The 20,586-nt window shown below is 58.9% G+C and carries 12 protein-coding genes; 3 read left to right on the top strand and 9 right to left on the bottom strand.

The window, feature by feature from the left end; translation table 11 throughout:
- Nucleotides 1-135: 135 nt before the first annotated feature.
- Nucleotides 136-792 (bottom strand): lipoprotein signal peptidase, encoded by a 657-nt coding sequence (locus tag LF252_RS20530; RefSeq protein ID WP_226271464.1) that lies wholly within the window; start codon nt 790-792, stop codon nt 136-138.
- Nucleotides 793-1,199: 407 nt separating this feature from the next.
- On the opposite strand from LF252_RS20530, the gene LF252_RS20525 reads away from it, so the two are divergent.
- Nucleotides 1,200-2,921, top strand: a complete 1,722-nt coding sequence (locus LF252_RS20525; RefSeq protein ID WP_226271463.1) for a hypothetical protein — start codon at nt 1,200-1,202, stop codon at nt 2,919-2,921.
- Nucleotides 2,922-3,034: 113 nt separating this feature from the next.
- Here LF252_RS20525 and ileS read toward each other — a convergent pair whose 3' ends face one another.
- Nucleotides 3,035-6,436: an isoleucine--tRNA ligase gene (gene ileS / locus LF252_RS20520; protein ID WP_226271462.1), complete on the bottom strand. Its 3,402-nt coding sequence runs from the start codon at nt 6,434-6,436 to the stop codon at nt 3,035-3,037.
- Between the two features lie 135 nt (nt 6,437-6,571).
- Nucleotides 6,572-9,010 (bottom strand): efflux RND transporter permease subunit, encoded by a 2,439-nt coding sequence (locus tag LF252_RS20515; protein WP_226271461.1) that lies wholly within the window; start codon nt 9,008-9,010, stop codon nt 6,572-6,574.
- Nucleotides 9,011-9,247: 237 nt separating this feature from the next.
- On the opposite strand from LF252_RS20515, the gene LF252_RS20510 reads away from it, so the two are divergent.
- Nucleotides 9,248-9,646 carry a hypothetical protein gene (locus LF252_RS20510; protein ID WP_226271460.1) on the top strand — a complete coding sequence of 133 codons (399 nt, stop codon included), beginning with the start codon at nt 9,248-9,250 and terminating at the stop codon, nt 9,644-9,646.
- 84 nt (nt 9,647-9,730) lie between these two features.
- On the opposite strand, the gene LF252_RS20505 is transcribed toward LF252_RS20510, so the two are convergent.
- On the bottom strand, nt 9,731-11,245 hold the full coding sequence (locus LF252_RS20505; RefSeq protein ID WP_226271459.1) for a glycine--tRNA ligase: 1,515 nt from the start codon (nt 11,243-11,245) through the stop codon (nt 9,731-9,733).
- A gap of 364 nt (nt 11,246-11,609) precedes the next feature.
- On the opposite strand from LF252_RS20505, the gene LF252_RS20500 reads away from it, so the two are divergent.
- Nucleotides 11,610-13,013 carry an inorganic phosphate transporter gene (locus LF252_RS20500; RefSeq protein ID WP_226271458.1) on the top strand — a complete coding sequence of 468 codons (1,404 nt, stop codon included), beginning with the start codon at nt 11,610-11,612 and terminating at the stop codon, nt 13,011-13,013.
- A 195-nt stretch (nt 13,014-13,208) separates the two neighbouring features.
- On the opposite strand, the gene LF252_RS20495 is transcribed toward LF252_RS20500, so the two are convergent.
- The 5 genes from LF252_RS20495 to mnmG all read right to left on the bottom strand — a co-directional run bounded on the left by LF252_RS20495 (nt 13,209) and on the right by mnmG (nt 20,350).
- Nucleotides 13,209-13,691 carry a hypothetical protein gene (locus LF252_RS20495; protein ID WP_226271457.1) on the bottom strand — a complete coding sequence of 161 codons (483 nt, stop codon included), beginning with the start codon at nt 13,689-13,691 and terminating at the stop codon, nt 13,209-13,211.
- Nucleotides 13,692-13,883: 192 nt separating this feature from the next.
- The gene (locus LF252_RS20490; RefSeq protein WP_226271456.1) at nt 13,884-14,375 is read right to left on the bottom strand and encodes a DUF4385 domain-containing protein; all 492 of its coding nucleotides are present in this window, start codon (nt 14,373-14,375) and stop codon (nt 13,884-13,886) included.
- 1,047 nt (nt 14,376-15,422) lie between these two features.
- Nucleotides 15,423-17,054 carry an Ig-like domain-containing protein gene (locus LF252_RS20485; RefSeq protein WP_226271455.1) on the bottom strand — a complete coding sequence of 544 codons (1,632 nt, stop codon included), beginning with the start codon at nt 17,052-17,054 and terminating at the stop codon, nt 15,423-15,425.
- Between the two features lie 278 nt (nt 17,055-17,332).
- The gene (locus tag LF252_RS20480) at nt 17,333-18,223 is read right to left on the bottom strand and encodes a class I SAM-dependent methyltransferase (RefSeq protein ID WP_226271454.1); all 891 of its coding nucleotides are present in this window, start codon (nt 18,221-18,223) and stop codon (nt 17,333-17,335) included.
- 258 nt (nt 18,224-18,481) lie between these two features.
- A complete protein-coding gene (gene mnmG, locus LF252_RS20475) occupies nt 18,482-20,350 on the bottom strand; it encodes a tRNA uridine-5-carboxymethylaminomethyl(34) synthesis enzyme MnmG (protein ID WP_226271453.1) in 1,869 nt (622 codons plus the stop codon).
- Nucleotides 20,351-20,586 lie beyond the last annotated feature (236 nt).

Raw genomic sequence — 20,586 nt, 5'->3', positions numbered from 1 at the left:
GCTACGCGTTAGAACAAACGGCGCGGTCTTGGTTACTCGCTTCGCTCGTGCGCAGAAGCTGGAGCTTCGCGTTACAACACCACGGCCCGCCAGATTGCTCCGACGGGCCGTTTTAAACTGCTACTACTCGGTTCTCTAGGCAACTTCCGAAGCTTCAGCGTCGCGGCGGGCCTGGGCGGCGGCCAAGTCGTCGGCAGCCAGCGGATGGGCTTCTTCGTGATGGCTGAAGAAACGGCTTTGGAACAGCAGAATTAGCGCTACACCCACGAAAATGGCGGAATCGGCAATGTTAAAGATAGGCCAGAGCGACACATGCGAGCCACCTACCAGCGGCCAGGAAGCTGGCAGAATACCCTCGTAGATGTCTACGTACAGCATGTCAATCACCTGCCCGTGAAACCAGGGCGTGGGCGAGCCATAGGGCGCGTTGTTGTAGATGACGCCGTAGAAAATAGAGTCGATGACGTTGCCCAGGGCCCCACCCAGAATCATGGCAATGCACACGAGCAGGCCCTGCGGGGCACGCTGTTTCCAGAGGCGGTAGATGTAATAGGCAATGCCCGCCACGGCTACCAAACGGAAGCTGGTGAGCAGAATTTTGCCGTAGGGCGGCGGCAGCTCTACCCCGAAAGCCATGCCCGGATTTAGCGTGTAATGCAGCTTAAACCAGTCGCCGAGCAGCGGGATTTCACCGGGCATACCCATGGGCATATAGCGGTGCACGGCCCACTTGGAGAGCTGATCAATGACGATGACCAGCAGGGCCACCAGATAGTACTTCCAGTATTTCATGTAGTGAGAGGTGAGAGGCAAGCGGTGAGAAGCGAGACTCCGGCCTGACAGCGTGTCAGGACCAGCACCTCTCCCCTCTCAAAGCACAAATTGACGAAGATTTTTTGACTATGCTGCATCTGACCCCACAGACACTTGGTCCGCATAGTACATGATGCAAGTGGGATTTTGTGCCGGTTTGAGCTTATCACCCGCCGGTTTGTACGGCTTTGTGCTAATACCTCTCTGCGGCTGGTTTTCGCCAAAGGTACCGCCATCTGGCTGCTTCCGCAGAATTGCCGGGCTTTTGCGGGCGGGCTGAATACGCTAACCCGCTTTCCTCTATCTTACCAGCAGTATCCCTTTCTACCGTGTCTGTTATGTTACTATACCCTTCCCGGCTTCGGCACATAGCCGGTTGCAGCTTGTTGTCGGTTGCGTTATTGGGCGGTTGCGCCGCGCCCCACCCGCTTACCCGCGCCAACGAACAGCGCAGTACTACCACCATCACCTTCTACAACCAGCAGCTCAACACCAGCCTGCTGCTCAACGGCGACTATACCCTGGACCTGAAGCCGCGCAACCGGCCCGATGCCGCTACTCAGGCCACCTTGCAGCAGTTGGCCGTTCCGCGCAAGCAGGCGGCCGTGCTGTTCACGGGCCGCACTACCCTAAAGCCAACGTATCAGCTACGGGCCCTGCGGCTGGCCGGCAACCCCGATTGGAAGGCGGCCGGTTTCCAGGAAACAGGCCTGGACCGGTACCAGCGCACCACGGCTACCTCGCCCGATTTGCGGATGGAATACGCCGCTCCGCTGCCCGACAAGCAAGGCTGGCTGTACCTGCTGGCCACCAGCGACGCCAAAACGGAGCCGATGGCTTCAATACAAAGCCGCAGCCGGGAAATGGATGCGGAGTTTGTCACATTCACATTTCCCTCAGTACAGGCCGGGCGCTGGCCCCGCACAGTGGCGCCCGGCCGCATGGCCAGTAACGCTTTTGCAAGCCGCCCGAACGGAAACTACCTGGCTCCACTGATTGCGCTGGCGCAAAGCCGCCACTCCCCCGCCGACCCTTCCCTGGACGGCACGCTGCGGTACACCTTGCTGCAGTACCACGCCCTAGCCGGCAACACCGATTCGGTAGCGTATTTCCAGCAGCTGGATAATGTGCGGTTACCGGCCTCATCCACTTCCAGCAGCCCAGCCCGGCCGCGGCGCGCTACGCCGGATACGCTGGTGAGCATGGGAGCAGTGCCGGAAATTCTGCATCACACGGCTACGGCCCGGGCCGTATGGTTAGATGAATCTCCCACCCAGCCTCAGCACCGGGCCCTAGCTACAGCCTTGCTACCGGGCCTGTACCAGCAGGGCTTCCGCTACCTGGCCCTGGAAGCACTGGAAGATTCGGCGGCGAGTATGCTGAGCCCGTTGCCGCTACAGGCAGGCATGGAAGCCCGGGAAGCTACCTTCGCCAACCTGGTGCGCACAGCCAGGCAACTAGGTTTCACGCTGATTGCTTATAACGCCCACCATAACTTCTTCAACCCCGAACAGGCGCAGGCGGCCTCATTACACAGGGCTCTGCACTCTGATGCCCAGGCCCGCGTGCTGATTTATGGAGGCAATATGATGAGCAAACGGCTAGCGAAAAAAGGGCAACCACCCGTGAAATCGATGCCGGAGCAATTCACAGAACAAACGGGCTGGCCGGTATTGCGCATCAGTCAGGCGCGTTTGTCCAACGAACCGCTCAATACATTACCGGCCACGGCGCCCGGCACGGCCGAAGTGGTATACCGGGTGCAACGAGGCCAGCGCCGCCCGTTTTACCCGGAAGCAGAACTCGTGGTGCGTAATAACCTCATGCCTCAGCAGCTCCCCCTGCCCTACGCTAATGCCCGCGAAACCCGTGTGACGTCCCTAGACCTGCGGCCGTACCGGCCCAGCACTGCAACTGGCCGCCGATTGGTACAGCTTTATCTACAACCCGAATTGGCGGTGCGCGAAGATGTGGCCCCCATTCTGGTACACGAAGTTCGTACAACGGATGACACCCTGCCTCTACGCCTAGCTCCCGGCCGCTACGTCTACCGCGTGCTGTCAGAGAAATTGCCGGATGAAGTACGGCAGGAAATGGTAGTGCAATAACTATTCTCCAGCTGAAACTGAACCGTCATGCTTCGGCTGCGCCGCTGCATGACGATAAAAAAGAGAGGCCGCGAAACAGATGTTTCGCGGCCTTTTTTTACGCTTGAAGGAGCTTATCCGTTGGCTACTTCCAGCTGCACGGGCACCGAATACTCGTCGAATTCCAGCACCGCGCCGCCGCTGATTTCCGGGGCGAAATCCAGGCTCAGGGCCTGCACTTCCTCGCGGATGTAGCTGCCGAACGACTGCACGGCGGCTTCCAGCTCGGGCTGCTGCTGCAGCGTCACGCGCACCTTGTCCTGCACTTCCAGGCCCGAGTCCTTGCGCAGGTTCTGGAGGCGGTTCACCAGCTCGCGGGCCACGCCTTCCTGGCGCAGCTCCTCGGTCAGGGTCACGTCGAGGGCCACGGTGAGGGGGCCGTCGGTGGCTACCAGCCAGCCGGGCAGGTCCTGGGTGCGGATTTCCACGTCGTCGGGGGCCAGGGTATAGGCTTCGCCGTCGATTTCCACGGCCAGTTGACCGGTTTTTTCGAGGGTGCTGATTTCCTCGGCAGTCATCTGCTGGATGCGGGCCCCCACGGCTTTCAGCTTGGCGCCGTACTGCTGGCCCAGGCGCTTGAAGTTGGGCTTCACCGACTTCACCAGCACACCGCTGGTATCGTCGAGGAACTCCACGTGCTTCACGTTCACCTCGGCGCAGATCAGGTCTTCCACCTTGCCCACCTGCTCACGGGTGGTGTCGTTGAACACCGGCACCAGAATGCGCTGCAACGGCTGGCGCACTTTCAGCACCGATTTCTTACGCAGGGAGTGGGTGAGCGAGGAAATCCGCTGAGCCAGCTCCATGCGCTCTTCCAGCGCCTTGTCGATGCGGGCTTCATCGGCCTCCACCAGCAGGGTCAGGTGCACCGATTCGGCAGCCAGCGGGGTGTTGCGCTTCACGGCTTCGGCGCGCATACCGCCGGTCATGTTCTGGTACAGCCACTCGGCGAAGAAGGGCGCAATAGGGGCCATCAGCTGCGACACCACTACCAGGCATTCCTGCAGGGTTTCGTAGGCAGCTTTCTTGTCCTGGGTCAGCTCGCCCTTCCAGAAACGACGGCGCGAAAGGCGCACGTGCCAGTTGGAAAGCTGGTCGGTGACGAAATCCTGGATGGCGCGGGCGGCTTTGGTGGGGTCGTATCCATCATAATAGCCGCGCACTTCCTGAATCAACGACTGCAGCTTGCTCAGAATCCAGCGGTCCAGCTCGCTCAGCTCGGCGTAGGGCACCCGGTCGAACTCGCGGGCCTGGAAGCCGTCGAGGTTGGCGTAGAGGGCGTAGAACGAGTAGGTGTTGAACAGCGTGCCGAAGAAGCGGCGCTGCACCTCCGTGATGCCGTTGAGGTCGAACTTGAGGTTGTCCCAGGGCTGGGCGTTGGCAATCATGTACCAGCGCGTGGCATCCGGACCGTACTGGCTGATGGTGGTGAACGGGTCGATGGCGTTGCCGAGGCGCTTGCTCATCTTGTTGCCGTTCTTATCCAGCACCAGGCCGTTGGCCATCACGTTCTTGTAGGCCACCGAGTCCTCCAGCATCACGGCCAGCGCGTGCAGGGTGAAGAACCAGCCGCGGGTCTGGTCCACGCCTTCGGCAATGAAATCAGCGGGGAAGTTTTTGCGGAACTGCCCTTCGTTTTCAATCGGGTAGTGCCACTGGGCGTAGGGCATGGCGCCGCTGTCGAACCACACGTCGATGAGGTCCGTTTCGCGGTACATGGGCTGGCCGCTGGGGCTCACCAGGAACACGTCGTCCACGTAGGGGCGGTGCAGGTCGGTCATTTCCCCGCTGGCAATGGGGTTGTGCGTCATCACCTCGGCCGCCACGGCCTTGTCGATTTCGGCGCTCAGCTCGGCAATCGAGCCGATGCAGATTTCCTCCGAGCCGTCCTGGGTGCGCCAGATGGGCAGCGGGGTGCCCCAGTAGCGCGAGCGGCTCAGGTTCCAGTCCACCAGGTTTTCCAGCCAGTTGCCGAAGCGGCCGGTGCCGGTGCTTTCGGGCTGCCAGTTAATGGTTTTGTTGAGCTCGATGAGCCGGTCCTTCACCGCCGTGGTTTTAATAAACCAGGAGTCGAGGGGGTAGTACAGTACGGGCTTATCGGTGCGCCAGCAGTGCGGGTAGGTGTGCTCGTACTTCTCCACTTTGAAGGCCGTGCCGTCGCCTTTCATGCGGATGGCAATGCTCTCGTCGAGGGTTTTGTAGTCGGCGCCGCTCTGGTCGTGACCGTCGTAGTTTTTCACCCAGCGGCCGCCAAATTCGCCCATCTGCGCTACGTAGCGGCCGGTGCGGTCCACCACTGGGCCCAGCTTGCCTTCGTCGTCGGCAACCAGCAGGGCGGGCACGCCGGCCAGCTGCGCGGCCCGGAAGTCGTCTGCGCCAAACGTGGGCGAAATGTGCACGATGCCGGTACCGTCTTCGGTGGTTACGAAGTCGCCGTTGATGACGCGGAAACCGTTTTCCTCGCCCTCAAACGCCGGATAGCCCTTATCCTGCCCGAACAGCCGCTCGTAGCGGAGGCCCACGAGGTCAGCGCCTTTAAAGGTGCCCTCGATGCGCCAAGGCAGCACTTTGTCACCGGCCTTGAAGTCGTCCAGCGAAGCGTCTTTGCCTTTCTCCGAGAAGTATTTGCCCAGCAATGCCTCGGCCAGCACCACCCGGATGGGGGCGCCAGTGTAAGGGTTGAAGGTGCGCACCAGCACGTAGGCAATGCCCTTGCCCACAGCCAGCGCCGTGTTGGCGGGCAGCGTCCAGGGGGTGGTCGTCCAGGCCAGAATGTACGTCGGTACGTCCTCAGCCGCAGCAAACAGCTTCTCCGACGCCTCATCGCGCTGCACCTTGAACTGGGCCACGATGGTCGTGTCCTTCACGTCCCGGTAGGTGCCGGGCTGGTTCAGCTCGTGCGACGACAAACCGGTACCGGCCGCCGGCGAGTAGGGCTGGATGGTGTAGCCTTTGTAGAGCAGGCCCTTGTCGTAGAGCTTCTTGAGCAGGGCCCAGCAGCTTTCGATGTACTCGGGCTCGAAGGTGATGTAGGGGTCGTCGAGGTCCACCCAGTAGCCCATTTTCTCGGTGAGGTCGTCCCACTGGGCTTTGAAGCGCATCACGGTTTCGCGGCAGCGCTGGTTGTACTCCTCGATGCTGATTTTCTTGCCGATATCCTCCTTCGTGATGCCCAGCTCCTTTTCTACCTGCAGCTCAATGGGTAGGCCGTGGGTATCCCAGCCGCCTTTGCGGTTTACCTGCTTGCCCAGCAGCGTCTGGTAGCGGCAGAAAATATCCTTCACCGTCCGGGCCATTACGTGGTGAATGCCGGGGGCACCGTTGGCCGAGGGCGGGCCCTCGTAGAACACGAAGGTGGGCTGCCCCTCGCGGGTGCTCACGCTTTTCTCAAAAATGCCGTTCTGTTTCCACCACGCCAGGATATCAGTACCAACCTGGCCGTAGTTGAGCGGCTGCTTGAATTCGGGGTAGTTCATTTGTGGGGAGGGTCGTTGTAGCAGAACGTCATGCTGAGCTTGCCGAAGCATCTCTACCGCTTCATTGCAGTAGTAATTTCAACGAAGCGGTAGAGATGCTTCGGCAAGCTCAGCATGACAGTAGTGTAAGTAGTTTTAACCGTTCTGGCGGGGCTGCACCTGCATCCGGTTGAGGTTGAGTTCCAGGTCGTCGTCTTCCTCGTGGTAGTTGTCGTCGTAGTGCCGGATACCAGTCTGGTCGATAACGTCCTCGTCCTTGCCGTGCTCGAAGGTAACCAGCAGGCAGGGCAGCAGAATCAGGTTGGAGAAGTTGGTAATCAGCAGGCTGGCCGACATGAGCAGGCCCAGCGCCTTGGTGCCGCCAAACTCCGAGAAGGCAAACACCGAAAAGCCCAGAAACAGCACAATGCTGGTGTAAATCATGCTGGTGCCGGCCTCGCTGAGCGTGGTGCTGATGGCGGCCTTCACGCGGCGGCCGTTGGCGGCCATTTCCTGCCGGAACTTGGCCAGCAGGTGAATGGAGTTGTCACCATCAATACCCAGCGCAATGCTGAAAATCAGGGCCGTGCTGGGCTTGAGTGGAATACCGAAGTAGCCCATAATCCCGCCCGTGAGCAGCAGGGTGAAGAAGTTGGGCAGCAGCGTAAAGAACACCGCCCGGATGCTGCGGAACAGAATCAGCACCACCAGGCCCACCAGCACGAAGGCAATAATGAGGCTTTCCTTGAGCGTGCCAATCAGGTACTCGTTGCCCTTGGTGAAGATGATGGTGGTGCCGGTCAGCTTCACATCCATACCCGTGCCGTTGAAAATTTTCTTGATTTCGGGACGGATGCGGTTGTTGAGCAGGGTATCGAGGTTGTGGGAGCCGATGTCCGCAATTTTCAGCGAAATCCGGGCCTCGCGCATGGTGCTGTCGGTGAAGGAGCGGAGCAGCTTGCTGGTGAGGGCTCCTTCACTGCTTTTGGCATTCTGGGAGTGAGCCAGGTAGCTGAACACGTAGTTTTTCTCCGAGTTATCGGGCAGGCGGTAGTACTCGGGGCTGCCGTTGTAGAAGGCCTGGGTGGAGGCTTTCAGGGCTGTTACCACGCTCACCGGGGTGGTGAGCACGGGCTGAGTGCGCAGGAAGTTTTCGAGGCGGTCAATGCGCTCCAGGTTCTTTAGCTTCAGCAGGCCTTTAGGCTTGCCGGTGTCCACTACCATTTCCAAGGGCATCACCCCGTTGAAGTGCTGCTCGAAGAACTTGAGGTCGGAGTTTACCGATGAATCCTTGGGCAAATCATCCACCATGTAGCTCACCGAGCGCACCTTGGCCACCCCAAACGAGGCCAGCACCACCAGCGCCAGGGCCGTGAGGTACACCGTGCGGCGGCGCTCCAGCACCACGTAATCGAAGAACTCCAGCAGCTTCATCAGCGGCTTAGCCTCCAAGTGTTCCAGCTGCTTGGGCGTGGGCGGGGGCAGAATGGTGAACACAATGGGCATCAAAATAAACGACACCGCAAAGGCCACGAAGATGTTGATGGTGGCCACCGCCCCAAACTGGAACAGAATGGCAATGTTGGTGAAGCAGAACACCACAAAACCGATGGCCGTGGTGGTGTTGTTCATGAGCGTTACCAGCCCGATTTTGCGCACCACGCGGGCCATAGCCAGCACCTGATTGCCCGATTTGCGGTAGTCGTAGTGGTAGCGGCTGAGCAGGTAGGTGCAATTCGGAATACCGATGACGATGATAATACTCGGAATCAGCCCGGTGAGCAGGTTGATTTTGTAGCCCATCAGCACCATGCTCCCAATGCACCAGATAACCACAATGAGCACAATCAGTAGCGGGAACACCACCGCCGACCAAGTGCGGAAGAACATGAGCAGCGTGAGGGCCATCATCACAATGGTGAGGGCCACGAACAGCTTCATTTCGGAGGCTACCTTGGTGGTCATGGTGGCCCGCACGTACGGCAGGCCGGCGTAGTGCATTTTGATGCCGGTCTTCTGCTGAAACCGCTCGGCGTGGCCCAATATCTCCTGCATTACCGCCTCGCGCCGACTGGAATTCAGGTACTTGGGGTCCATGGTGAGGGCCAGCAGCGTGGCCCCGGTGGTGGGCGAAATCAGCTGGCCTTTGTAGAACTCCTGGGAGTTTACTACCCGCATCAGGGAGTCCAGCTCCACCTGGCTGCTGGGGAAGCGCCGGAAAATGGGTTCGGCCCGGAACGTTTGGGTGGCCGTGTCCTTCACCAGCCGGGGCAGGCGCGTCACGCCCAGTACCCCGTTCACGCCCTCTACTTTGCTGAGCGTGTCGGTGAGCATGCGCAGCTCGTTGAAGTTGCCCAGCCGGTACACCGAACTGTCCTGCATGCCCAACACCAGCACGTTGCCATCCTCGCCAAACTTCTGCTTGAAGCGCTGGAAGTACACCATGTCCGGGTCGGTGGGCGAAACCACCTGGGCAAAATCGTAAGTCATTTCGATTTTGCGGGCTTCCCAGGCCATAAACACCGTTATAACGGCCAGCAGCCCAACCAGCAGGCGGCGGTTCTTAATGACGAATAAGGCGAGGTTTCTCCACATAGGCCGGTAAAATGCAGCAAAGGTACGCAACCCCCGGCAGCTATGTGGTGAGCATCAGCCGGTAAACGTTCGGCGAGAGTAGCCCATCATATAACGAGTCCAATTGGAAAACTCATTTATTCTTCAGAATATAGTGAACATTTTATGCCTTATTCTACGTAAACATCCGCATTACAGTACGTTGCACGAGCAATGAATTGTATTATTCCTTTCATTGCTTGTCATTTTCTTGTCACCATGACTTTGTACAATTCCCCGGACGCGTCCCTCACGTACAATCCGGTTTCTGAAACGCTCCACCTGAGCTACAACGCCACCCGCCTGTCGGTATCGTTTGGCCAGGCTTACCAGCGCGCCCTGGAGGAAATGCTGGCCCAGAACGTGGGCAAGCTGCTGCTGGACCTCAAACGCAACGCCCCACCCACCGATGAGGCCGATGAGCTGCTGGGCCCCCTAACCGAAGCCCTGGCCGACCAGCCCCACCGCCCCTTGTTTATTGCGGCCGTGGTATCAGAGGGGCAGTACCAGTACCAAATTGGCAACTCCCTCGCCACTACCACCCTGCCTCCGGCCCGCGTGGAGTTCAACTACTTCACCTCCCGCCGTGACGCCACGCAGTGGCTCAGCGAAAACTAACTGCCCCTTCACACACCGCCCGATATAACAGAACGGCCGCCGGATTGCTCCGGCGGCCGTTCTGTTTTTCAAACTCTACAAGCCTTACAGTTGCTCAAAAATGCGCGAGAGGCTCACGGCCTCGCCAATATAGCTGCGCAGCTCCGAAATGGGCATGCGCGTCTGCTCGCGGGAGTCGCGGTGACGGATGGTGACGGTGTTGTCCTCCAGCGTCTGGTGGTCGACGGCAATGCAGAAGGGCGTGCCGATGAGGTCCTGGCGGGTGTAGCGCGTGCCGATGCTGTCCTTCTCCTCCACTACCAGGCGGAAGTCGTGGCGCAGGCTGTTGTAGATTTCGTTGGCTTTCTCGGGCAGACCGTCCTTTTTCACTAGCGGGAAAATGGCGGCTTTCACCGGGGCCACGGCCGGGTGCAGGCGCAGCAGCTTGCGGGTTTTGGTTTTCTGCTCTTCGCCTTCCACAATGGTTTCCTCCTGGTAGGCCTGGCAGAGCGTGGCCAGGAACAGGCGGTCAGCCCCGACGGACGTTTCCACCACGTAGGGCACGTAGTTGCCGTAGGGCTTGCCGGTTTCGGGGTTGATGTCGTTGTCGAAGTAGTTCTGCTTTTTGCGGCTGTACTGCTGGTGCTGGGTCAGGTCGAAATCGGAGCGGGAGTGGATGCCTTCAATTTCCTTAAAACCGAAGGGGAATTCGTACTCGATGTCGACGGCCGCCTTGGCGTAGTGGGCCAGCTTCTCATGGTCGTGGAAGCGCAGCTTGTCGGCGGGCAGGCCCATCACCTCGTGCCAGCGGCGGCGGGCCGCTTTCCAGTGCTCGTACCACTCGCCCTCAGTGCCAGGACGCACGAAGAACTGCATTTCCATCTGCTCAAACTCCCGCATGCGAAAGATGAACTGGCGCGCCACAATTTCGTTGCGGAAGGCCTTACCAATCTGGGCAATACCGAACGGCACCTTAGCGCGGGCCGACTTCTGTACGTTCAGGAAGTTCACGAAAATACCCTGGGCCGTTTCCGGGCGCAGGTAGATTTCGCTGGAGCCCTCGGCCACGGCCCCCATCTGCGTCGAGAACATCAGGTTGAACTGGCGGACGTCGGTCCAGTTGCTGGTTTTGCTGATGGGGCAGAGGATTTTCTCATCAATGATGAGCTGCTTCACGGCCGGCAGGTCGTTGTCGGTCAGCAGGCGGCCTAGGGTGGCCAGCAGCTGGTCAGCACGCTCCTGCTCGCCGGCCTTTTCGTACTCGGCGGCTTTGTCCTCCACCAGCACGTCGGCGCGGTAGCGCTTCTTGCTGTCGAGGTTGTCGATGAGCGGGTCACTGAAGCCGTCGACGTGGCCGGAGGCTTTCCAGGTGGTGGGGTGCATGAAGATGGCCGCGTCGATGCCCACCACGTTCTGGTTGAGCTGGGTCATGGCCTTCCACCACAGCTGCTTCAGGTTGTTCTTCAGCTCCACGCCGTTGGGGCCGTAGTCGTACACGGCAGCCAGGCCGTCGTAGATTTCGGAGGAGGGGAACACGAAGCCGTATTCCTTGGCGTGCGACACGATTTCGGCCAGGGTGCCTTCGGTAGTATTGGCGGCGGGTTGCGCGGGTTTGCTCATGCGGAGGATAGAGTTGAGAGCTTAGATTCGAGAGCTTAGAACTTAGATAGACAGGACCTGACCGGCAATTGCCGACTCAACTCTTGCCTCTCAGTTCTAAGCTCTTGATTCTATATAAAGGGCAAAAGTAGCCAAAGCATTTACTACCGTGCTAGCCCAGCTACCGGAAAGACCGTTGAATTGCTGCTTTTCAATAATTTACTGTCGCTCAACGGTTCTGTCTAAACCTGCTGCCGGTTCCTGCGTTTAGCGGCTCAACCTACAGGGCGTCCGGCCAGTACGGTAACAATTTCATAATCTTGCGCCCCCTTAGGGCGGCAGTACCTTTGGTTGCCGAAACTGAATCTTCACCAATCCCCCCCTTATGTTTGGCTTAGAGCCTCATGTGCTGTTGCTGCTGGTTACCTGTTTGCTAGCAGCCTGCGCGTTTGAATTTGTAAACGGCTTCCACGACACGGCCAACGCGGTGGCCACGGTGATTTACACCAACTCGTTGCGGCCCTGGGTAGCGGTGATATGGTCGGCGTTCTGGAACTTCGTGGGCGTAATTGCCGGCGGTATCAGCGTGGCCATGGGTATTGTGTACCTGCTGCCCGTGGAAAGCCTCGTGGATCAGAACGTATACCACGGCATTGCTATGGTGGGGGCCCTCATTGTGGCGGCCATCATCTGGAACGTGGGTACCTGGTACTATGGTATTCCGGCCTCGTCGTCGCACGCACTCATTGGCTCCATCCTGGGCGTAGGCATTGCCTTCTCACTGCTGAGTCCCTCGGCCGCCGCCGTAAACTGGAGCAAAGCCGGCGAAACCGGCCTAGCCTTGCTCATCGGGCCGCTGTTTGGCTTCTCGCTCACCATTGTGCTCATGTTTTTGCTGCGGCGCTTCGTCAAGAGCAAAGCCATCTTTAAGGAGCCGCACAAACGCAAGCCCCCACCCATCTGGATTCGCCTGATTCTGATTGCCACCTGCACGCTGGTAAGCTACTTCCACGGCTCCAACGACGGGCAGAAGGGCGTGGGCCTGATGATGCTGATTCTGATTGGCATCGTACCCGTGCACTTCGCCCTCAACGCCAAGCTCAACCCCCTCGACATGCGCGACTCACTCACGCAGGTAGAGCAGGTGATGGGTCGGGTAAACGCTCCTTCACTGGGTGAAGCTGACCGCCAGTTGCTGTCGGAAATGCGCAACCAGACCAACGCTCTGGATGCCATCTTCGCCGGCAAAACCGATGTGAAGCAGTTGCCCGAGCAGGCCCGCTTTGAAATCCGCAAAGCCATTCTGCTGCTCAATAACCGCGTGAAGAAATTTATTGCCAGCGACAAAGTGCCGCTGAGCTCCGCCGACCGCAAAACGTTTGAGGACAGCCTCACCGACATGCGCCGCTTCACCGACTACGCCCCTTGGGAGGTGTCCCTGATGGTGGCCCTGTCGCTGGGTATTGGTACTATGGTGGGCTGGCAGCGCATCGTGAAAACCATTGGTGAGCGGATTGGCAAAGAGCACCTGACCTACGCCCAAGGTGCGTCGTCGGAGCTGGTAGCCGCCGCCATGATTGGGGCCTCCACCGGCTACGGCCTGCCGTCGTCTACCACGCACGTGCTGTCGTCTGCCATTGCGGGTTCCATGGTGGCCAACCGGGGTATCAAGAACCTGAACCCGCAGATGGTGCGCAACATTGCGCTGGCCTGGGTGCTCACCCTGCCCGTGACGATGGTGCTGGCTGGTGTGCTGTTCCTGCTCTTCCGTAGCATCATGCCCTCGTAAACGGTTCTTGAAAACGCACAAAAAAGCCGCTCCGGTTTCGGGGCGGCTTTTTTGTTGATGGGCTGATTTTCAGCAGTGTGCTAGTCAGGCTAGCAAGGCTCGGCTTTTTAGGAAAAGCTGTTGAAAACTCCCGATTATTAGAGCCTTATCCACTTATCAACAGGTAAAACCCGCCAAAATGTGGATAACTTTTGACTAGGCGGGCCACTGCACCTCCAAATCGTCGTTGATAAACACGCCGAAGTTGACAAACTGCAGTTGGTCTTCGTCGAAGTACATGTCAATCATTTCCTTCTCGTAGGACACGCGCATCTCGCCAGTGTCCATTTTCTCCACTTCGCTTTGCTCGTGGCCGTGGCGCTTCATCAGCTCCTGAATTTCCTGGGGGCTCTTGCCGTGGATGGCCTCGCCGTAGAGACGCATGCCGGGGTGGTCAGTTTCGATGCAGCTCAGGCGGTAGTCATCTTCCCGGTCAAAGTAGAGCGAGTAGCCCTCCTCGAGGTAGTTCCAAGCCTGGTGTTCAAATTCGTCGTCGTCTTCCGACTCTTCAATTTCTTCCGGCTCTCCCATCAGGGCGCGCACTTCGTCCATGGAAGCGCCGAACTTGAGGGGGCCCATGCCTACGCCAAGGCTGATTTCGTTTTCTTCGGTGCTGGAGGGTTGGGTTAGGTTCTGCATAGCCTATGAGGGGTGAAAGGAGAGTTGCTTCTGAGAAAGTAAAGGTAGGAGGTCTGCGGGGTTCGTGTACCGTTGTTTGGTTTTGGTTGCTACAGTACGGTTGTTGGTTCTTCCGTTTTCGTTGCTGGTTTTAGCAGTTATCCACTTGGCGGGTTATACGTGGTGGATAAGCTACGTCTGAAAGCGAACAACTCATTTGCCGTGGCGCTGCTCGAAGGCTTCCTTCTGGCGCAGGTACTCGGGGTGGTGCTTGGCCTCATCCCATTTGGCTTTGAAGATGGCGGCGGCCCGGGCCTTTTCGGGGTCTTCTGGGGAGCGGGGCAGCTCGGCGCGGCCGTGGCTGCCGCTCTGGCCCTTTTTGTCGTCAGGCACCGGCCCATCGTACTTCTTGCCGCCGCGGTGGTTGGCGTAGCGCCGGGCCCTGGTGAAACCCATCTGCAGAAACTTACGGGCCATGTCGGCCCCTACAAAGTCGTGCTGCCGTAAATAAGCCTCAAACAGCGCGTAAATCTTCTCCGACGACTCCTGGGCCACCTCGGGGGTGCGGAAGCGCCAGTGGGGCAGAATCTCGCCTTTATAGGGCTGTACCAGTAGCACCCCCTGCTCGCCCTTGCCCACGCGGTACAACTCCGGATGCCGGCGAAAGTCAACAGTGCGAAAGTCCAGGGTGTAGTCGAACGGCATATTGAGGGCGCGGAGGTGGAGTAGCTATACGCCGGTTTCGGGTTGGCGGCTGCTTCCGCCACGCTGGTTTGGGGTGTGATTAGTGGAAAACCAGCCCTGCAGTGTTGATAACCTGTTCATTTATAAACACCTAACCATCTTTTCAAAGTGATTGAGGTCATTTTTTGAGTGACTGATATGCACTTGTTGATTTCTGGGGTGAATTCTAGCTGCTCAGTCGCCTTTTCTGTTTTGGGAGATGCCTAATGAGCTTCGCCCGTTTCCGGCATTTGGCTTGGCCCGGAAATGCCTGGATCATCCGGACCTGAATCATCCGGAGACTGAGCGGGACACGAGCCGCTTTTCCACAGGTTAATAACTTTTAAAATTCTTTTTATTTAAAAATCTCTTTTTGTCCCCGTCGTTAGGGCTGTTTATAAGTGGATAAAAATCAGAGGTTATCCACGGCGTGGGTAACATGTGTACAAGAACAGGGTTATCCACCGTCCATTAACAGGGTATGTGGATATCATTGCGCTATATATCAGTTTGTTACATGAGTTTTTAACTATTCACATAAGGCACCTAGAAATCCACAATTCACATCCACCACCCAGTGTGGATTCTGGGATTTTCGGGGGAAAGTTATCCACCCTTATCCACGGGTTTTGTACATCTCCGGGAGGGTGCCAAAAAGGGGGTACCAACCAAAAAAACTTTTCCGCAACTTCTCCACGGGTTATCCCCAGGTTTCCCCAGTATTATCCACAGGTTAAGCACCTATGGCCGTTTTTAGTGGATAAACTATGTGGATTACGGTTTTGGAAAACAGCAGAAATGGCCTGGCAAGCTGCAAAGGTAATTTTGCCCTGTGGATATCTTTATAGGACCAGTTATATATAGCAGGGAGTTGTACTTTGGCAGTACTACAGCTGGTGCCCACTCTACCACCCACTCAGGCAGGCTGATTCCTGTAGAGGCCTGTTTGTTAAGGAAAGGAGCCAAGGCACGAAAAAGCCCGGCTCCGCTACTAGCGAAACCGGGCTGTGGTGAACCAGAGACGGGCGGTTAAAATGCCAGCGTTTCCACGTTATCGAAGTTGGAGCGGATCTGAATGGTTTTAGAGAGCAGATATACCGGTTCGGGCGGGCGGCGTAGCTCCGGGTCGCCGCCCTGCCATACGCCGTCCTGGTTCTCATCAATGAGCACGCGGAGGCGGAAAGTGCCCGGCTGCAGGTTATCGAAGCGGTAGGTGCCCTTGGGCGAGTCGAGCACACTGATGATGTTGTTATTGGCATCCAGCAACTGCACCCAGTAACGGCGGGCAGTGGTTTGTACGGGGCCGCTCAGGGTGCCAGTGCTGGTTTGCTCGGCCACGCGCAGCCGCAGTGGCTTCAGCCCCAGCGGCTGCCCCGTTATGCTGCGCACCACGGTGCTATCAAGCACGAAAGTGACGGTTTTGCGGGCGCTGGTATTGGGATTGAGGCTGAGCGTGGCGCGGTCGGGGCTGAGGCTGCCATCGGCGGGTAGCGAGAGTGGGCGGCGCTTTAGGGAGTCTTCCAGCAACGTGCCAATGGGTTTGCCGGGCGTGAGGCGAATGGGCTCATTGAACACAAACTTTACCTGCCCCTGGCGATACACTTCTTTGGGGCTGCCTTCCACGGTGTAGGCGGCCCCGCGCTTGGCCGGCGCATTGCCCTGAAAACGCACATTGATGGTGTCGCGGCCCACGTTGCCGGCGCTATCGGCGGAGGTAAGCAGGAAGCGGCCCTCCTGCAACTCCGGTGTGCGGTACAGCACGGCCGTTCGGCCTTTATCGGTGAGTTGCAGGGCCTCGTTGAGAGCTGGTGAGGGCGTGGCACTGCCCAAAGGAGCCAGCGTAGCTTGCCGAACCCCCTCGTTGTAGCTGATGCGGAAATCGGTGGGGTTGGTTTTCTGGGTAGTTACCAGGGGGCGTCGGGTATCGGGCCGGGTCATCAGGAAGCGGACCGAATCGGTGCGGCCCGCCACAGTGAGCAGGTCGGGCAGGTAGCCAATGCGCTCGGGCTCCTCGTAGCGGTTGTTGTTGTTCTTATCCAGCAAGGTGTAGGCGCGGTACCGGGTAGCCTTGAGGTAGGTCAACTCAAACCGCCCCGATTTATCGGTGCGGGCCAAGTAAGTAGGGCGGCCGCGGCGCACGGTGGAGGTATCGGCCTCGGGGTAGAGCAGCACCACGGCATTCTCCACCGGCTGCTGGCTGAGCACATCCACCACCGAGCCCCGCACAGAGGCCGAGTCCAGGTCGGGCCCGGTACTGAAGCTGACGATGGCTTTGGGGGCCGGATTGCTCTCGGTGATGTCGCTGATGGAGTTGCCGAAGTTGAACGAGTAAGTGGTATTGGCGGCCAGCGGCTTGTCGTAGGTGAGCGTAATGGCCGTGCGCTCCTCCCGGATTTTGTAGGGGTTGTCGTCGCCGATGATGGGGGCTACAATCAGGTTCTTGGCCAGGTCTTTCAGCTGCACCTGCTCCGAAAACTCCAGCCGCACCGATTTGCCCTGATAGTTGCGGGTGCCGTTGGCGGGCACGCTGCGTACCAGCTTGGGCGGAATGGTGTCCCGGGCGCCGCCCTCCGGCGAGCTGACGGCGGCACAGCCGCTCAGGCCCGCCGCGGCGGCCAGTAACAGAAATACGCTAGCACGGGAAAAAGCAGGATGAAGCATTGAGGGCTAAACGGGTTGGGACAGATACGGAAGCGTGGCGCGGTTACCCCGGCCGCTTCCGCTACCCGAAGGTACGGGCTCTAACGCTGTAACTGCCCAAAACCGTCAGCCTGCCGGGCAAAAGCTATACAGCAGGTACTCCCAAACGGGCCTCCATTACCAAAAATGGCAACGTGCTAAGCAGCAGCAGTGTGGCCTCCCTCCTACCCTACCAGGCAGCCGCAAAAAAATACCCCGAAGTCTGACTCCGGGGCATTGTCTAAATGAGCTTGCCTGGGCTACCGCTTGCGGGCCACATAAATCAGGCTGCTGTACTGGCCCTCGTGCTGGGCCGCGTACTGGTTGGATTTGTAGCCGGCCTTGAGTACCGTGAGCATGCCGCCGCCCCGCTCGGCGCGGTGCTTTTCGCTGAGCATGCTCACGTAGTAGGCATCCAGGGGCATGGGCAACACCTCCGCCACCTTCATTTTGTGCTTTTTGAGCAGTTGCGTCATGGTTTTGGGGGTGAAATGGTACAGATGACGGGGCACATCGTAGGCGGCCCAATCCTGGCGGTAGTGTTGGGCATCGAGGCTGTCCACGTTGGGCACGGCAATAATGAGCGTACCGTCGGGCTTCAAGAGCTGGATGAGCTGCTGCAGGGTTTCGTTCAGGGTATGAACGTGTTCCAGCACATGCCAGAGGGTAATAGCATCGAAGCTGGCGGGCTGAAACTGCACCAAGCTCTCGGCGCCAATGGGCTGGCCTACCCGCTCACTGGCCTCAGTACGGGCGCGGGCGTTGGGCTCCCAGCCGGCCACCTGCCAGCCGTTGGCTTTCGCGGCGGCCAGAAAGTGCCCCGTACCGCAGCCGTAATCGAGCAGACGCCCCTTCTTAGCCTGCTTATTCAGCAGGGCCACCTTGCGGCGCATGGTGAAGAACCGGGCCACCTTGTAGGCTTGGTTAATCACCCCTCCTGCCCCACTGTTGTGCGACACGTACTCATCCGACTCGTAGTAGCGCCCAATGTTGGCCTCGTCGGGACGGGGGTTAGTGAACTGGAACGAGCAGGCTACGCATTGCTGAATGGCAAAGCTCTCCTTGCTCACCGACTTATCCTCCACCACCAGCTTATTGCGGAATTCCGTTTTGCCGCACACCGGGCACTTCTCAAGTCGCTCGTAAATCACAGATGCTCGCTGATTAATATTGATTGCGCTGATTCCGGCAGTTAGGGAGCCGGAATAGTTACGCGCACCACGAAAGTACGAAACCAAAGCGGCCGCAGAACCTGAAAGATTCTGCGGCCGCTTTGGTTTACAGACCGTCATTCCGAGCGGAGTCGAGGAATCTTGCGTGCTGACGGAGGATTACCACCACAACATCAGCACGCGAGATTCCTCGCTCCGCTCGGAATGACGTGCTGGTTGCTCAGGATGACAGGGCGGCTACCTCCCCAGATACACCATCAACACGGACACGTCGGCTGGCGATACGCCGCTGATGCGGCTAGCCTGGCCCAGGGTTTCGGGCTGAATCTTGAGCAGCTTCTCGCGGGCTTCGTGCGAGAGGGCTGGCATAGCTTTATAGTCGAGGCGGCCTTTGATAGTGAAGTTTTCCAGCTCCTGCACACGGGCGGCTTGCTGATGCTCCTTCTCCAGGTACGACTCATACTTCACCAGAATCTCGGCCTGCTCCAGAGCTTCGGGCTGGTACGGGGCCAGCGCCAGCGTGAGGCCGGGCAGCACCCGGCTCAGGGCAGCCAGGTCGATGCCGGGGCGGCGGAGCAGGTTCACGGCCCGGGTTTTCTCGTGAATGGTGGCCGAGCCAATTTCCGTGAGCCACGGGTTGATTTCCTGGGGCTCGATGCCGAAATTCTTCAGCAGCTTGGCTACTTCCTGAGTTTGCTGCTCCTTCTGGCGCACCAGTTCCATGCGCTCCTCCGAGGCCAGGCCCAGGGCGTAGCCCAGCGGGGTCAGGCGCAGGTCGGCGTTATCTTGGCGCAGCAGCAGGCGGTGCTCGGCCCGGCTCGTGAACATGCGGTAAGGCTCGTCGGTGCCCTTGTTCACCAGGTCATCGATGAGCACACCGATGTAGGCCTCGCTCCGCTTCAGGATGAAGGGCTCCTTGCCGTGCACCTTGTTGTGGGCGTTGATGCCGGCCATCAGGCCCTGGCAGGCGGCCTCCTCGTAGCCGGTGGTACCGTTAATCTGACCCGCGAAGTACAGGTTCCGGATGCGCTTGGTTTCCAGCGTGAGGTGCAGCTGGGTGGGCGGGAAGAAGTCGTACTCGATGGCGTAACCGGGGCGGAACATCTTGGCGTTTTCGAAGCCAGCAATTTTGCGCAGGGCGCGGTACTGCACGTCTTCGGGCAGGCTGCTCGAAAAGCCGTTCACGTACACTTCCACCGTGCTCCAGCCTTCGGGCTCCACAAAAATCTGGTGGCGGTCCTTGTCGGCAAAGCGGTTGATTTTATCCTCCACCGACGGGCAGTAGCGCGGCCCCAGGCCCTTGATGCGGCCCTGGAACATGGGCGACTTCTCGAAGCCCTCTTTCAGGATTTCGTGCACCTCCGGATTGGTGTAGGTGATGTAGCAAGGACGCTGCTTTACCAGCGCGGGCGTGTCGAGGTAGGAGAATTTGCAGGGCACCTCGTCGCCGGGCTGCTCCTCCATTTTGGAGTAGTCCAGGGAGCGGCCGTCCACGCGGGGCGGAGTGCCGGTTTTCATGCGGCCGGCTTCAAAGCCCAGCTCAATCAACTGCTCGGTGATGCCCGTGCTGCGGCTTTCGGCGGCGCGGCCACCCCCAAACTGCTTCTCCCCGATGTGGATAAGGCCGTTGAGGAAAGTACCGTTGGTGAGTACCACCGCCTTACCCCGGAACTCAATACTCAGCTGGGTTTTCACGCCTACCACCGTGTCGTTTTCCACCAGAATGCCGGTTACGGCTTCCTGCCAGAAATCTACGTTCAGAGTTTGTTCCAGCGTGAGGCGCCATTCCTCGGCAAACCGCATGCGGTCCGACTGGGCCCGGGGGCTCCACATGGCGGGGCCCTTAGAGCGGTTCAGCATCCGGAACTGAATCATGGTTTTGTCGGTGATGATGCCCGACTGACCGCCCAGCGCATCTACCTCGCGCACAATCTGGCCCTTGGCCACCCCGCCCATGGCCGGGTTGCACGACATCTGCGCGATGGTGTTCATGTTCATCGTCACGAGCAGCACCTTGGAGCCCATGTTGGCAGCTGCGGCGGCCGCCTCACACCCGGCGTGGCCGGCTCCTACTACTATTACGTCGTACTCTTCTTGCTGAAACATGAACTGCGGATTTAAGCGAATGGGACGAGTTGAGCGGCTTTTTCCGGCACCGGAACAGCATTGCGGGCCGCACATTTCCTTGGGCGTCTGAGGCAAACAGAAGCCGCAAACCAGAAAGTTCGCCGCACCAGCTAAACCGAAAACGCCCGCGTGTGGGCAGGCGCTTCCTCAGGAAATCAACTTCAGAAAGTCGGACGCAACACGCTCAAAACGTGCACAAAGATACGCACTTCACC

It is taken from the genome of Hymenobacter pini, from assembly GCF_020421205.1.
Lineage (GTDB): Bacteria > Bacteroidota > Bacteroidia > Cytophagales > Hymenobacteraceae > Hymenobacter > Hymenobacter pini.
This window is presented reverse-complemented; position numbering and strand designations above follow the sequence as displayed.